The sequence below is a fragment of the uncultured Neisseria sp. genome, assembly GCF_951230505.1.
Classification (GTDB): domain Bacteria; phylum Pseudomonadota; class Gammaproteobacteria; order Burkholderiales; family Neisseriaceae; genus Neisseria.
In genome coordinates, this window is sequence record NZ_CATNVN010000038.1 from 1 (window position 1) to 14,811 (window position 14,811).

Consider the following 14,811-nt stretch of genomic DNA (forward strand, 5'->3'; position numbering starts at 1 on the left):
TTGATAAAGGCCGTCTGAAAAACCGTATTTCAGACGGCCTTTATATTTTCTATTTCTCTAGAAACAAAGAAATAAATTATCCATTAATCATTGTCAAAAATAGAGAATTTTATTTCTAACGCCCTTGATTTTAGAATACCTACCCTCAATTATTAATACCATAAGAATTTTGTATATTAACAGTCAAAGGAATAACATGGCAGAAAAAAACTATTATGAAATACTAGGCGTTGCCAAAGATGCGGATGAGGCCGAAATCAAAAAAGCCTACCGAAAACTGGTGCGCAAATACCACCCCGATGTCAGCAAAGAACCTGACGCAGCCGAACGTACAGTAGAAATCAACCGTGCCTACGAAACGCTTTCCGACAAAGAAAAGCGGGCCGAATACGATGAAATGTTGGCTAATCCTTACGGACGCAGCGCCGGAGGCAATCCGTTCGGTCAAGGCGGCAATCCGTTTGGCAATGGATTTAACGGTGGCGGCTTCCACTATGAACGTCATGAAGGCGAACCGTTCGGAGCGGGAGACTTCAATTTTGAAGATCTGTTTTCATCATTCCGCCAATCCCACACTCGTTCCGAGCAACCCCGCGGCCCAATAAAAGGCGAGGATCAACATGCTGAATTGAGTATTGATATTTACGCAGCGTATGTTGGCGCAGAACGTAGCATGACTTTGAATGTGCCGACTCTAGACGAATACGGACGTGCGGTTTATCAAAATAAAACCCTCAACGTCAAAATCCCCAAAGGCATTGCAGAAGGCCAACAAATCCGTTTGGCCGGTCAAGGTTTGCCGGGATATAACGGTGGAGAAAACGGTGACTTGTACTTAAAAATCAAGTTCCACGACCAACCTGATTTATACGTCAAAAACAGGAAAGACGTATATCAAACAATAGATGTCAAACCTTGGGAAGCCGTATTGGGCGGCAAAATCATCGTCCCTACCGCCTCAGGCCGCTTGCAGGTCAATCTGCCTGCCAACAGCCAAAGCGGTAAAAGCATCCGCCTCAAAGGCAAAGGTATTCCTGCAAAAGAAGCCGGAGACCTTTATCTCAATATCCGCATTAATGTTCCGCCAGTAGAGAGCGAAGCCGACCGTGCCGCATGGGAAAAATTGGCCGAACACTTTGCCGCGAAACAAGCATAAGAGAAAGGATAAATTATGATTCAGTCCTCCGATATTACCCTTACTTTTGAAGAAATCGTTGCCGCCAGCCGCTGCCGTCGTGATTGGCTGTTGGAACTTATAGCAGAAGACATCATCAGCATCGATGGTGCGCCCGAAAAAAGCACCTTCAGTGGTTTTCATCTTGCCCGCATCCGTCGCGCACAACGCTTAAGCCGTGATTTTGAAGCCGGCATTCCCGCATTGGGGCTGATTATGCGGCTGTTAGACGAGGTGGAAGAGCTCAGAAAAATAAAGCGTCCGCTGGTACTGCTCGAAGAAGAGTAAATAGTGGCAAGTTGTTCGATTAAATATTGATGACAAGACAAAATCTTTGATGTTTATTGATATTCCATAATGAAAGGCCGTCTGAAAATATTTTCAGACGGCCTTTTTATGCCTTCATTAACAACAGCGTCCACCGTTGCTGCCGCAACGGCGTTTTCGGCAGTAGTCTTGGAATTGTAGCTCGGTCATGACCGGTGCGTCGGGATTATGTCTGCGTTGACGGGCAACGTAATTTTCATAATCTGGGACACCCGCCATCAAGTTCGCTGTCAACTTGATGGTTTTCCACCAAGAGGCAAGCTTATGCTTCACTTTGAGCCTCCGGCTGTTTACCGTCGCGGTACACTGCTGGAATTTCTTTAGCAGTTGGCCAACCGACTTTACGGGCTTTCATGGCGGTACGGAAACCGTACACAGCAACAATCACGACAACTGCCAAGAACAAAGCGGTCAAACCGGCATTGATTTGGTCGTTGAAGATGATTTGTGACATTTCGCCAATGTCTTTAGCAGGAGCGAGGACTTTGCCTGAAGCCAAGGCATCGCGGTATTTGCCTGCGTGAGCCAAGAAGCTGACGCGTGGGTCGCTGTGAAACAGTTTTTGCAAACCGGCATAGCAGGTTACAAACAATACGCCGACAGCAGGAACCAAAGTTACCCAAACATAGCGGTCGCGTTTCATTTTCACCAATACGACGGTACACATAATCAACGCTACGCCTGCAAGCATTTGGTTGGCGATACCAAACAACGGCCAGAGCGAGTTAATACCACCCAGAGGGTCGGTTACGCCGGTATAGAGGAAGTAACCCCACAATGCCACGGCAAAGAATGTTGCAACCAAGTTGGCAGGGATAGAGTCGGTATTACCGAATGGTTTGTAGAAGATACTGCCCAAGTCTTGAATCATGAAACGGGCAACGCGTGTACCGGCGTCAACCGCGGTCAAGATGAACAAGGCTTCAAACAGCAAGGCAAAGTGATACCAGAATGCCATCATGGCTTCACCCGGAATCAGACGGCTCATGATGTGTGCCATACCGACTGCAAGGGTTGGCGCACCGCCTGCACGGGACAGAATGGTGTTTTCGCCCACTTCTTTAGCAGTATGCAACAGAGTTGCGGCATCAACAGAGAAATTCAGTTTAGTGGTGATGACTTCGGCAGCTGTGTTGGCATCTGTACCAATCAGCGCGGCCGGGCTGTTCATCGCGAAGTACACGCCTGGATCAAGCGAAGCGGCGGCAGCCAGAGCCATAATGGCCACAAAGCTTTCCATAATCATGCCACCGTAACCGATCATGCGGACGTGGGTTTCGTTTTCCACCATTTTTGGCGTGGTACCTGAAGAAATCAGCGCATGGAAGCCTGAAACCGCACCACAAGCAATGGTAATGAACAAGAATGGGAACAATGCACCAGAGAATACCGGGCCTGAACCGTCAATAAAGTGGGTAACTGCAGGCATTTGCAGAGTCGGGTTAACAATAACGATACCCAAAGCCAAAGCTGCAATCGTACCTATTTTCAGGAAAGTAGACAGATAGTCACGCGGAGTCAGCAAGAGCCAAACCGGCAATACGGAAGCCACGAAACCGTAAATCATAATCGCCCAAGTCAGCCGAATGCCGTCAAGGTCGAACCAGTGACCGAAGGAACTGCGGGCAACATCTTCACCGTAAATCACGGCCAACATCAGCAAAATAAAGCCGACGATGGAAATCTCGCCAATTTTACCCGGACGGATATAACGGGTGTAGATACCCATAAACAGGGCAATCGGCATAGTTGCTGCGATGGTGAACGTACCCCAAGGGCTGTGAACCAATGCTTTCACAACGATCAGCGCCAACACTGCCATAATGATGACCATAATCATCAAAATACCGATGGATGCAATCACGCCCGGGACGGTACCGAGTTCTTGTTTTACGATATCGCCCAAAGACTTACCGTCACGACGCATAGAAACAAACAGTACCATCATATCCTGTACGGCACCGGCAAATACCACGCCGAAGATAATCCACAAAGTACCGGGCAAATAACCCATTTGCGCTGCCAATACAGGACCAACCAAAGGGCCTGCGCCGGCAATAGCAGCAAAGTGGTGGCCGAACAGTACGCCTTTATGTGTGGGAACATAGTCCAAGCCGTCATTGTGGCGTTCTGCCGGAGTCAGACGGTTAGGATCAAGCTGCATCACACGGTTGGCAATGTAAAGACTGTAAAAACGGTAGGCAATGCAGTATACCGAAATGGCGGCCGTAACCATCCAAATCGCACTGACTTGCTCGCCACGGCTGAGAGCTAAAGTAGTAAAGGAGGCCAAGCCTACCAAAACCACAATGCCCCAGATCAAAAATGATTTGAGCGATTTCATTGATTTATCCTTAAAACGTGATGCACCAAGGCTTGCTTTAGCGACAAACTGCCTTAATGCGCTTCAGAAAGACCAGTCATTATAGTCTTCATGATTTCGTGAGTGAAATGTCATTTCAACCCCAATTCGACTGAAAACAAAATGATTAGTTCGTCCGTAAGGTTAACACAAACAGACAATATACCCTTCATTTTTTACTTCAAAACCAAATATTCCTTAACATATAGCAAACGAAAGGCCGTCTGAAAACCCAAATATTCAGTTTTCAGACGGCCTGACAAACGGTCAATGCTATAATCCGATATTCCATATTCCCATTTCTCTATATTGCCATACCATGCAAAACAACGATTCCGAAACCATGCGCCTCTCCAAACGCATGGCGCAATTGGGCTTATGCTCGCGCCGCGAGGCAGACAGCTACATCGAGCAAGGCTGGGTCAAAGTCAACGGCCAAACTGCCGTACTCGGTCAAAAAGTCACCGAGCGCGACCGCATCGACCTCAACAAACAAGCCCATGAAAAACAAGCAGCGCGCGTAACCATCCTGCTGAACAAACCCGTCGGCTACGTCAGCGCGCAGGCAGAAAAAGGCTATAAATCCGCCGCAGAACTCATTACCGCCGAAAACCATTGGGAAGGCGACGACAGCCGTATCCCTTTCAGCGAAAAGCACAAATTCGGCTTAGCTCCTGCCGGCCGCCTGGATATCGACTCCGTCGGATTGTTGGTACTCACCCAGGACGGACGCATTGCCAAGCAACTGATTGGTGAAAACAGCAGCAGCGAAAAAGAATACCTCGTCCGCGTCCGTGGCAAACTGGATGACAAAGGCCTCGCCCTGCTCAACCACGGCTTGAGTTTGGATGGAGAAAAATTGCGCCCCGCCAAAGTCGAATGGCAAAACGAAGACCAGTTGCGCTTTATTTTGCGACAAGGCAAAAAACGCCAAATCCGCCGTATGTGCGAACTGGTCGGCCTGCGCGTCGTTGGTTTGAAACGCATCCGCATGGGCAAAGTCAAACTCGGCAGACTGCCGCCGGGCAAATGGCGTTATTTACGCGCTGACGAATCGTTTTAATTGCAGCTAATAAAAAGGCCGTCTGAAAACACATTTCAGACGGCCTCATCTTTTACTGCTTACTCGATATAAGTAAACTTCGCACGTTTGATATTGCAGAGAATTTCGTACGGAATCATACCGGCAACTTCGGAAACTTCATTGATATTAATCACATCGCCCCAAAGCTCGACTTCCGCACCCAAACCCTCTTTCGAGGCTTCCAGCTCAACCGTAATCATATCCATAGATACCCTGCCGATAATACGGCTGCGTTTGCCATCCACCGCCACAGGAGAATTAGTGGAAGCGCGACGCGGATAACCGTCGGCATAGCCACAGGCAATCAAACCGACACGGGTAGATTTGCTGGTGTAGAACGTTGCGCCGTAGCCAATCGGAGAATGCGGTTGCAACACGCGCTCGCCGAAAACGCGGGAAGTCAGGCGCATAACCGGTTTCAAACGCTCATCCACGCCGCCGAAAGGCGAAATACCATATAAAGCCAGACCGGCACGTCCCCAATCGCGGCGCGCTTCAGGCACGTTCAAAATCGCGGCGGAATTGGCCAAGCTCTCTTCGCCTTCCAAACCCTCACACGCCAAATCAAACGCTTCAAGCTGCATTTCGGTCATGCCGTTTTCCGGCTCGTCCGCGCAGGCAAAATGGCTGAATTTCACAATATTTCCAACCGATTCGGATTGTTCCAATGCAGTATAGGCCGCAGCATAATTATGCGGGAAGAAACCGGCACGGTGCATACCCGAGTCCATTTTCAGCCATACGGTTGTCGGACGTTGCCACTCATGATGCACAAACGCCTCCAGTTGCCATTGGCTGCCGATTGCCGGCCACAAATCATAACGGTCAACATCCGCATACTCCGCAGCCTCAAACACGCCTTCCAACAAAACAATCGGATTTTTAATGCCGTTTTGGCGCAGCTCCACACCTTCATCTACCGTTGCCACCGCAAAGCCGTCGGCAATATCCGCCAACGCGTGTGCGCATCTGACCGCGCCATGCCCGTAAGCATCGGCCTTAATCACAGCCAACAATTTATTGCCATGCAACTCTTTGAGAAAACGATAATTTTGACGTAAATTATCCAAACGGATTTGCGCATTGAGCGGACGCATAATGTATTCCTCTTATCGGCATTCCGTTTCGACGGCCTGCCCTATTACTTTGAAGCAAATATTATAGGTCAAAAACTACACAGGATTCCATGAAATACACAAGAATAATCTATTCATAATTTAGACCTCATGCGCGCCTTTAGACATTTATGCTTCTTCTCAGCCTGTTTTAAGGTTATGATTCAATCCAAATGAAAACGACAGATATCAAGACCATGAAAGAACTCGACAAAACCGACTTAAAAATTCTCAAGCTCCTGCAACAAAACGCACGCATCCCCATGACCGAATTGGCTGAAAAAGTCGGCCTCTCCACTACGCCGGTAACCGAACGCGTCCGCCGCTTGGAACGCGACAACCTTATCACCGGCTATCACGCCCATCTGAATCCTCATGCCTTGGGTCAAAGCCTCTTGGTCTTTGTCGAACTGAAACTGCGTTCCAAATCCGGCAATATTTTTGAAGACTTCAAACGCGAAGTGCTGAAGATTCCGCAAATTTTGGAATGCCACTTGGTCTCCGGCGAATACGACTACCTCATCAAAGTCCGCCTGCCCAATATGTCCGCCTATCGCGATATGCTCGGCAATATCCTGCTGCAACTGCCGGCAGCAGCCGAAAGCCGCAGCTATGTCGTAATGGAAGAAGTCAAAGAAGAAGTAGTATTAGACATCTAATTCCATTCAACCAACAGAGGCCGTCTGAAATATTACAACATTCAGACGGCCTTTGTTTTAAACAGGCAAAAAAAAATGCACACATCCGATAGAATGTGTGCCAAGTCTACAAAGGAGAAATAGAGGAGAAACTATTAACTGACTACTCGAACCAGCTAACGGAACGAATTATGCAACAAGAGATTCAACCGTGCAAGTATTTTTCTTGTAAAGTTTCTTAATTATCCAATTTACAGAACTTAAATGTAATCATGTTTCAATATAGACAAAAAAATGCGCATACCGTTTCGATATGCGCCAAGTCTACAAAGGAGAAATAGAGGAGAAAAATCAAGCTGCATCAAGCAACTCAACGGCGCGAATTATCCTAGCCTTCTACCCGACTGTCAACTGTTTTCCTACCTATTTTCAAGCATTTTGCCAAAAAACAACAAATCCGCTATTCCCCTCTTTTTCTGGCTATTTTCGCCCATATATAAAGAAAATTTAGGGCCGTCTGAAACACATATTGCCACTACAGGCAAACAGCCCCATACTCACACATTCATAGCCCATATCCGTCCCAACCCACGACCATGACCACCCCACTTTCCCTTGCCGTCGTCGGCCATACCAACACAGGTAAAACCTCACTCTTACGCACGCTTTTGCGCGACAGCACCTTCGGCGAAGTAAAAAATGCGCCCTCGACCACGCGCCATGTCGAAGAAGCCCTCATCAACGATGGCGACGACAGCTTGGTTTGCCTCTACGACACCCCCGGTCTCGAAGATGCCGGCGGCGTGTTGGACTGGCTGGAAACCCACACATCCGCACGCGATGACGGTATCGAACGCATTCAGCAATTCCTCAGCAACCATGAAGCGCATCACGAATTCAACCAAGAGGCCAAAGTGCTGCGCCAAGTCATACAAAGCGACATGGCCATGTATGTCATCGATGCACGGGAGCCCGTCCTTAACAAATACAAAGACGAGCTGACCATTTTGTCTTGGTGCGCCAAGCCCATCATGCCTGTGTTCAACTTCACCCAAAATCAAGACCTGACCGCTTGGACCAATATGCTCGCCCGCAGAAACCTGCATGTTTACGCCGGTTTCGATACCGTTGCGTTTGACTTTGAAGGCGAAATCCGATTGTGGGACAACCTTGCCACCATGTTACCTAAGCGCGACATCCTCGACCGCCTCATCAATATGCGCCGTCGCGAGTGGCAACGGCTGGATACGGAAGCGCGCCGTGAAATTGCCGATTTTCTGCTGGATGCCGCCGCATTCACCCAAGAAATTGCCGAAAACGACGACCCTACCCCGACGTTGGAAGTCATGCAATCGGAAATCCGCCAACTCGAGAGGCAAATGCAACAACGCCTGTTCACACTTTACCGCTTCTATCATTACGAAGTCGGCAGCGACAGCACATGGATGCCCAAAGCCTTCAAACAAGATCCGTTTGACAGCGAGTTGCTCAAACATTACGGCATCCGTACCGGTACCGGCGCAACCGCAGGTGTACTCATCGGCTTAGGCTTGGATATTGCCACGCTTGGCGGCTCACTTGGTTTGGGTACGGCCATCGGCGGCCTGTTGGGCGGCATTTTGCCCAATGCCCAAGACATCACCGACAAAATCAACGGCAGGCAAACCCTGCATACCGATCCGGAAACCCTTACCCTGCTCGCCGCACGCGCACTGGATTTGTTGCACGTCTTACAAACGCGCGGCCATGCGGCTCAATCACACATCGAGCTAAAAGAACGCAAAGCGCCCTGGAATGCGGCCAAATTGCCAAGCGAACTCAACAAAGCGCGCAGCAACCGCAAATGGTCTTCGCTCAACACACACCAGCCAGAAGCCAGCCGTAACGAACGCGCAGCCTATGTCGCCACTTTAAGCGAGAAATTAAAAGCTTAGAATTACCGCATAACAAAAAGGCCGTCTGAAATCCAAATGTTTCAGACGGCCTTTTGATTTTAGAAGGAAAATATTTATTCAGCAGCTTTGGTTTCGCGTTTCAAACCGCCGCCAAGTGCTTTATACAAGTCGGCAAGGTTTTCCAAACGGGTCAGCTGATTGGCCAAAAGAGCAGTATCCGCGCTGTAACTGCTGCGCTCGGCATCCAGCAAATCCAATGCGCTGGATACGCCATGTTTGTAGCGCAGGCTGATGAGGCGCAGGCTGTCGTTGTAGGCGCGGCTTTGTTTGCTCAAAGCGGCATAGCTTTTATCCAGCTGTTCACGTGCAACCAACGCATTGGAAACGTCTTTGAATGCAGATTGAACAGCGGCTTCATAAGCAACGATTTGTGCCTGTTGGCGCAGTTTGGCTACGTCAAGATTGGCTTTGTTTGTGCCCCAGTCAAAGATAGGCAGGGTGATGGACGGTGCAAAAGCCCAAATACCTGTGCCGCTCTTAAACAGGCCGCTCAACTCGCCGGAAGCTGTACCGACCGAACCGGTCAGGCTGATGCGTGGGAAGAAGGCCGCACGTGCCGCGCCGATATTGGCATTGGCTTGTTTGAGCGCATGTTCGGCCGCACGGATATCCGGACGGTTGAGCAACACGTCCGAACTCAAACCGGCAGGCAGTTTGGTCATTTTGAACTGCTTGCTCAAAGGCAGACCGGCAGGCAAGTCTTCGGGCAAAGGTTGATTAATCAGCATAGCCAAGGAATTGCGCGCTTGCTCGCGGTTTTTTACCGCGGATGCGTAATCGGCTTTGGCCGATTCAATCAACGCTTCCTGTTGACGCAAATCAACGGCGGAAATCACACCGGCTTTATGGCGTAATTGCGAGAGCTTGTACGTCGCTTCACGGGTTTGCAACACGCGTTGAGCCAATGCCATGGTTTCTTCAGCGTAGCGTTCGTTAAAATAGGCTTTGGCAACGGTAGAAATCAGGGTCAGATGGGCAGCATCGCGGTTGGCGGCCACATTGAAATAACCTTGCAACGCGGCTTCGCTGGTGCTGCGGACACGGCCGAAAAGGTCAAGCTCATAAGAGGCTGCGCCCAAACCCACGCTGTATTGGCTGCTGACGCTGCCGCCACTCAAACTGCCTTGACGCGAACCCGTACCGCTGGCATTGACGGTTGGCAACAAATTATTACGCGCAATCATATATTGCTTGCGGTAGATTTCCGCATTCAGCGCGGCTGTACGCAAATCGGTATTGCGTTCCAATGCGATGTCGATTAGACGGTGAAGGCGCGGATCGGCAAAGTAATCTTGCCAACCCAATTCAGCGGCACGGATACCGTCGTCAACAGTATCGTATTTAAACGTATCGGCCACGGCAACTTGAGGCTGCTCATATTTCGGCATCATGGTACAGGCCGACAAAGCCACAGCGGCGGCAACGGCGGTCAGTACAGGTTTGAATGTAATCTTCTTCATTTTAGAATCCTTTAGCATTTTGAGGCCGTCTGAAAATTTTCAGACGGCCTTTGCTTTAGTGCTTGTCTGAATCGTGTTTACCGTCTTCAATCATGCCGGCTTCAGCGGCGTGTTTGGCGGCCATCTCATGCTCGTGTGCGGTTTCTTTAAAGAATTTGCGCACAACCACATAGAACAAAGGCACAAGGAACACAGACAGAATCGTACCGATCAACATACCCCAGACCACGGTCGTACCAATCGCACGTTGGCTGGCGGAGCTGGCACCGCTGGCAACATAAAGCGGTACCACGCCCAAGATGAAGGCGAACGAGGTCATGATAATCGGACGGAAACGCAGGTGTGCGGCGGCAAGCGCAGCTTCAAGCGCGCTCTTGCCTTGCGCTTGCAGGTCTTTGGCAAATTCGATAATCAAAATCGCGTTTTTCGCACTCAAACCCATCACCGTAACGAAACCGACTTGGAAGTAGATATCGTTGGCGTATGCCGGAATACTGCCCAGCAGCGCTTCAAACATGTTGCGGCCGGTCACGCCCAATGCCGCGCCAATCAAGCCCAACGGAATCACAAGGATAACCGCCAACGGGATAGACCAGCTTTCGTACAAAGCAGCCAATACCAAGAATACAGCGGCAGCGGCCAATGCGTACAACATGACTGTTTGCGAGCTGCCTTTGGCCTCTTCACGAGACTGACCGCCCCATTCCAAACTGTAACCGCCGCCCATTTCATCAACCATTTGCTGTACCGCAGCCATGGCTTGACCGGAAGACACGCCATTAACAGGCGAGCCGGAAAGCTCCATTGCAGGATAACCATTGAAGCGGACGCTTTGTTCCATACCGTTTACCCAAGAAACAGTAGCAATGGTAGAAAGCGGTACGGCAACACCGGATTTATTCGGCACGGTCAAGTTCAGAATATCGGCAGGCTGCATACGGGCACTCGCATCAGCTTGTACCATCACGCGTTGCAGACGGCCTTGATTCGGGAAGTCGTTTACATAAAACGAACCCAAAGAAGAAGCCAAAGCAGTACGGATGTCAGAGAACGAAATACCTTGTGCAGCTGCGGCAGAGCGATTGATGTCGATTTTCAACTGCGGCGCATCTTCCAAACCGCTCGCACGAACGGTACTTGGGTTAAACAAACCGCTTTTGCGCATTTTGTCAATCAGCTCATTGCGCTTGGCCAACAATGCAGCATGGCCGCTGTTGTTACGGTCTTGCAGGTAAATCGTCAAGCCGGAGCCTGTACCCAATTCCATAATGGCAGGAGGCACAATCGCCAAACCGAAACCGTCTTTCAGCGTAGCCATCATCATGCCGGTCAACTTACCGGAAATAGAAGTCGCATCGCTGCCCGGAGCAGTACGTTCGCTCCAGTCTTTCAGAATGACAAAGCCCAAAGCCATGTTTTGGCCGGAACCGCTAAAACTAAAGCCGGAAACGGTAACAATGTTCTCGATCTCAGGTACAGATTTCGCCAGTTGAGTGATTTGAGCCAAAGTTGCATCGGTACGCTCTTTGGTCGCGCCGGCAGGCAGCTGTACGCTCAACATCAAGTTACCTTGGTCTTCAGTCGGCAAGAAGGAAGTCGGCAGACGCATAAACAGGAATACGCCCACAACAGTCAAACCGATATAGACAACCATCATGCGCAAAGTCTTGCGCAAGACTTTGGCTACCCAGCCTTCGTAGCCGTGTGTCCAGTTGTCGAATTTCTTGTTAAACCAACCGAAGAAACCTTTTTTCTCTTCGTGATGACCATTCTGAATCGGCTTGAGCATGGTGGCACACAATGCCGGAGTCAGCGTCAAAGCAAGGAATGCGGAGAAGCCGATAGATGCCGCCATGGTCAAGGCGAACTGTTTGTAAATGTTACCGGTCGCGCCGCTAAACATTGCCAGCGGAACAAATACGGACATCAACACGGCAGTAATACCGATCACCGCGCCGGAAATCTGACCCATCGCTTTTTTGGTTGCAGCCTTAGGCGACAGACCTTCGCTCACCATAATACGCTCAACGTTTTCAACGACCACAATCGCGTCATCGACCACGATACCGATCACCAATACCATCGCAAACATGGTCAATACGTTAATCGACATACCCATGTATGAGATGAAGGCAAAACCGCCCAACAGGGAAATCGGCACAACAATGGTCGGAATCAACGTATAGCGGATGTTTTGCAGGAAGAGATACATCACCAAGAATACCAATACGATGGCTTCCAAAAGCGTATGGATCACTTTCTCAATCGAAATTTCCACAAATTTGGAAGTATCGTAGGGAACTTTCCAGCTCATGCCGTCTGGAAAATACTTCTGCAAAACCGCCATTTTTTCTTTCACGGCAGTCGCCGTTGCCAAAGCGTTACCGCTGTTAGACAGCATCACTGCCATACCGGTAGTGTTGACGCCGTTCAAACGGGTGGAAGAAGAATAGTCCTGCATACCCAAGCTGACTTTGGCAACGTCTTTCAGATAGACATTAGAACCATCGGTATTGGATACCAAAATGATGTTGCCAAACTCTTCAGCAGTGCTCAGCTGACCTTGCGCCGTCACAGTTGCTGAAATAGTCTGACCTGCAGCCGCCGGCAAAGAGCCGATAGAACCTGCAGAAATTTGGATATTTTGAGTAGCCAGTGCGTTGGTTACCGTTGCAAAAGACAGGTTGTAGTTTTGCAGTTTTTTCGGGTCAACCCAAATACGCATGGCGCGTTGCGCACCAAACAATTGTACCTGCCCTACCCCGTCGATACGCTGCAGTTCAGGAATGATATTGCGCTGGGCGTAATCGTTCATTTCCTCAATGGATTGCTTTTCAGAAGAAAGCATCACCACTTGCAAGAAGTTGGAACGCGCTTTAGATACGGTTACACCATACTGCTGTACGGTAGACGGCAATGTGGACAACACTTCCGACAACTTGTTCTGCACGTCCACCTGCGCCAAATCTTCATTGGTTTCCGGTGTAAACGTCAGACTGACGCTGCCGCTGCCGCTGGAGTCGGCAGAAGTCGTCATATAGTCCAAACCTTCCACACCGTACATATTACGTTCGATAACGGCCAGTACGCTGTCTTCCATTACCTGAGCCGAAGCGCCCGGATAAGTAGCGCGCAAAGTAATAGTCGGTGCAGCAACGGACGGATATTGGGAAATCGGCAGTTTTTGAATGCCGAAAATACCCGCTGCGATGATAAAAATCGCAATAACCCATGCAAAGATGGGGCGGTCAATAAAAAACTTAGACATTCACGCGTTCCTTATTTGGCTTCAGATGCAGCTTTAGCTTCAGGCTTGGCCTCGGATGCAGCTTGGCCGTCTGAAACTGCCGTTGTTGCTGCCGCAGCGCTTGCAGGCGGCGTCCATTCTTTCGGCGTTACCTGTTTAGCACCCGACATAGCGGCAATGCTGATGCCTTCAACAATCACTTTGTCGCCGTCTTTCAGGCCGTCTGTAATCACCCAATTGCTACCTTGCTGTTGGGCAACGGTCACGACACGCGCTTCCATTTCGCTCTTGTCATTCACCACCATCACCGTATCTTGCGAACCGCGGGTAACTGCTTGCTGCGGCACTACAAATGCATTATCCACTGCCACTTGTTCCATCAACACGCGTACATACAAGCCCGGCATCAAGATATTTCTGTCGTTAGGAATGGCGGCGCGCAAGGTAATTTGACCGGTCGTTTCGTTGACAGTCGGATCTGCAAACAGCAGACGGCCTTTTTCAGGGTAAACCGTACCGTCGTCAAATTTGATATCCACTGCAATCGCGCCGTTTGCCGCCAACAATTTGCCTTCGGCAACCTGTTGACGCAGTTTCATGACCTCACTGGCAGACTGGGTAACATTGACATACATCGGATTGGTTTGTTGGATGGTGGCCAAAACAGTGGTATCGCCGGAATTCAGCAGCGTACCTTCAGAAACTTTAGATTGACCGATAAAGCCGGAAATCGGCGCAGTAATGCGGGAGCGGTTCAGGCTGATACCGGCAGATTTGATGGCTGCTTGAGCGGATTTGACGCCTGCCTCTGCCGAACGCTTGGCCGTTACGGCCGCATCATATTCTTGTTGGCTGATGGCATCGGCGGCAACCAGCGGTTTGTAGCGGGCTAAGTCGGCATTCGCTTTAGCCAAAGTAGCTTGCGCACTCGCCAACTGGGCGCGTGCGCTTTCTAAGTTTGCTTCATAAGTTGAGCTGTCGATTTGGTACAAAGGCTGACCGGCTTGCACATAGCTGCCCTCTTGGAACAGGCGTTTTTGCAGAATACCGCCGACTTGGGCGCGAACTTCGGCAGTACGCAACGATTCCAGACGGCCCGGCAATTCGGTTGTCAATGCAACGGTTTCCGGATGCACAGTAACCACACGGACTTCAGGCGCAGGTTGTTTTTGCTGTTGCTGACTGCCTTGCGCCTGTTGGCCGGCTGCTTTTTCATCGCCTTTGCCGCAAGCGGAAAGCGCCAACGCAGTAGCTGCTGCAATTGCCGCGACACGCATCATTTTAGAAGCATAAAGAGCCATAATTTTCCTATCTCTATGATAAATAAGGGTTTGACTAATTAAAAATTGATTACTTTAATCTCATATTTCACAAACAGAAATTGCCTGCTTTTATAAAAAAACAGGCTGATTATATTATATAGTGCTGAGAAACACTATCAAGTATTGA

Annotated in this window: 11 protein-coding genes; 5 read left to right on the top strand and 6 right to left on the bottom strand. The window is 49.7% G+C overall.

Features of this window, described 5'->3' with window-relative positions:
* The first annotated feature begins 196 nt into the window (after nt 1-196).
* On the top strand, nt 197-1,156 hold the full coding sequence (locus Q1M25_RS04030; RefSeq protein ID WP_063068882.1) for a DnaJ C-terminal domain-containing protein: 960 nt from the start codon (nt 197-199) through the stop codon (nt 1,154-1,156).
* A gap of 15 nt (nt 1,157-1,171) precedes the next feature.
* Nucleotides 1,172-1,462: a chaperone modulator CbpM gene (locus Q1M25_RS04035; protein WP_300482051.1), complete on the top strand. Its 291-nt coding sequence runs from the start codon at nt 1,172-1,174 to the stop codon at nt 1,460-1,462.
* A 117-nt stretch (nt 1,463-1,579) separates the two neighbouring features.
* On the opposite strand, the gene Q1M25_RS04040 is transcribed toward Q1M25_RS04035, so the two are convergent.
* Together Q1M25_RS04040 and Q1M25_RS04045 are read right to left on the bottom strand one after the other, a co-directional pair.
* Nucleotides 1,580-1,774, bottom strand: a complete 195-nt coding sequence (locus Q1M25_RS04040; protein ID WP_128581713.1) for a YbdD/YjiX family protein — start codon at nt 1,772-1,774, stop codon at nt 1,580-1,582.
* Nucleotides 1,764-3,845 carry a carbon starvation CstA family protein gene (locus tag Q1M25_RS04045; RefSeq protein WP_300482055.1) on the bottom strand — a complete coding sequence of 694 codons (2,082 nt, stop codon included), beginning with the start codon at nt 3,843-3,845 and terminating at the stop codon, nt 1,764-1,766. The genes Q1M25_RS04040 and Q1M25_RS04045 overlap by 11 nt, the downstream gene beginning before the upstream one ends.
* A gap of 337 nt (nt 3,846-4,182) precedes the next feature.
* Between Q1M25_RS04045 and Q1M25_RS04050 the strand changes: the two genes are divergently transcribed.
* Complete coding sequence (locus Q1M25_RS04050) at nt 4,183-4,926, top strand: pseudouridine synthase (RefSeq protein ID WP_004520512.1); 744 nt, start codon at nt 4,183-4,185, stop codon at nt 4,924-4,926.
* Nucleotides 4,927-4,985: 59 nt separating this feature from the next.
* Here the strand turns inward: Q1M25_RS04050 and alr are convergent, their stop codons facing one another.
* Nucleotides 4,986-6,044 carry an alanine racemase gene (gene alr, locus Q1M25_RS04055; protein ID WP_300482059.1) on the bottom strand — a complete coding sequence of 353 codons (1,059 nt, stop codon included), beginning with the start codon at nt 6,042-6,044 and terminating at the stop codon, nt 4,986-4,988.
* A gap of 215 nt (nt 6,045-6,259) precedes the next feature.
* Between alr and Q1M25_RS04060 the strand changes: the two genes are divergently transcribed.
* Entirely contained in the window at nt 6,260-6,721 is a 462-nt protein-coding gene (locus tag Q1M25_RS04060) for a winged helix-turn-helix transcriptional regulator (RefSeq protein ID WP_003747450.1), read from the top strand.
* Nucleotides 6,722-7,296: 575 nt separating this feature from the next.
* On the top strand, nt 7,297-8,634 hold the full coding sequence (locus Q1M25_RS04065; protein ID WP_300482062.1) for a GTPase/DUF3482 domain-containing protein: 1,338 nt from the start codon (nt 7,297-7,299) through the stop codon (nt 8,632-8,634).
* Between the two features lie 74 nt (nt 8,635-8,708).
* Here the strand turns inward: Q1M25_RS04065 and Q1M25_RS04070 are convergent, their stop codons facing one another.
* The 3 genes from Q1M25_RS04070 to Q1M25_RS04080 are packed head-to-tail and all read right to left on the bottom strand — an operon-like array spanning nt 8,709 to nt 14,663.
* Complete coding sequence (locus tag Q1M25_RS04070; protein WP_107849056.1) at nt 8,709-10,115, bottom strand: efflux transporter outer membrane subunit; 1,407 nt, start codon at nt 10,113-10,115, stop codon at nt 8,709-8,711.
* Between the two features lie 55 nt (nt 10,116-10,170).
* Nucleotides 10,171-13,383 carry an efflux RND transporter permease subunit gene (locus tag Q1M25_RS04075; protein WP_300482066.1) on the bottom strand — a complete coding sequence of 1,071 codons (3,213 nt, stop codon included), beginning with the start codon at nt 13,381-13,383 and terminating at the stop codon, nt 10,171-10,173.
* 11 nt (nt 13,384-13,394) lie between these two features.
* A complete protein-coding gene (locus Q1M25_RS04080; protein ID WP_293203154.1) occupies nt 13,395-14,663 on the bottom strand; it encodes an efflux RND transporter periplasmic adaptor subunit in 1,269 nt (422 codons plus the stop codon).
* Nucleotides 14,664-14,811 lie beyond the last annotated feature (148 nt).

Bases quoted from the DNA above. Each gene is read 5' to 3' on its own strand.
- Q1M25_RS04030 (WP_063068882.1), top strand. From the start codon at position 197: ATGGCAGAAAAAAACTATTATGAAATACTAGGCGTTGCCAAAGATGCG.
- Q1M25_RS04035 (WP_300482051.1), top strand. From the start codon at position 1,172: ATGATTCAGTCCTCCGATATTACCCTTACTTTTGAAGAAATCGTTGCC.
- Q1M25_RS04045 (WP_300482055.1), bottom strand. From the start codon at position 3,845: ATGAAATCGCTCAAATCATTTTTGATCTGGGGCATTGTGGTTTTGGTA.
- Q1M25_RS04050 (WP_004520512.1), top strand. From the start codon at position 4,183: ATGCAAAACAACGATTCCGAAACCATGCGCCTCTCCAAACGCATGGCG.
- alr (WP_300482059.1), bottom strand. From the start codon at position 6,044: ATGCGTCCGCTCAATGCGCAAATCCGTTTGGATAATTTACGTCAAAAT.
- Q1M25_RS04060 (WP_003747450.1), top strand. From the start codon at position 6,260: ATGAAAGAACTCGACAAAACCGACTTAAAAATTCTCAAGCTCCTGCAA.
- Q1M25_RS04065 (WP_300482062.1), top strand. From the start codon at position 7,297: ATGACCACCCCACTTTCCCTTGCCGTCGTCGGCCATACCAACACAGGT.
- Q1M25_RS04070 (WP_107849056.1), bottom strand. From the start codon at position 10,115: ATGAAGAAGATTACATTCAAACCTGTACTGACCGCCGTTGCCGCCGCT.
- Q1M25_RS04075 (WP_300482066.1), bottom strand. From the start codon at position 13,383: ATGTCTAAGTTTTTTATTGACCGCCCCATCTTTGCATGGGTTATTGCG.
- Q1M25_RS04080 (WP_293203154.1), bottom strand. From the start codon at position 14,663: ATGGCTCTTTATGCTTCTAAAATGATGCGTGTCGCGGCAATTGCAGCA.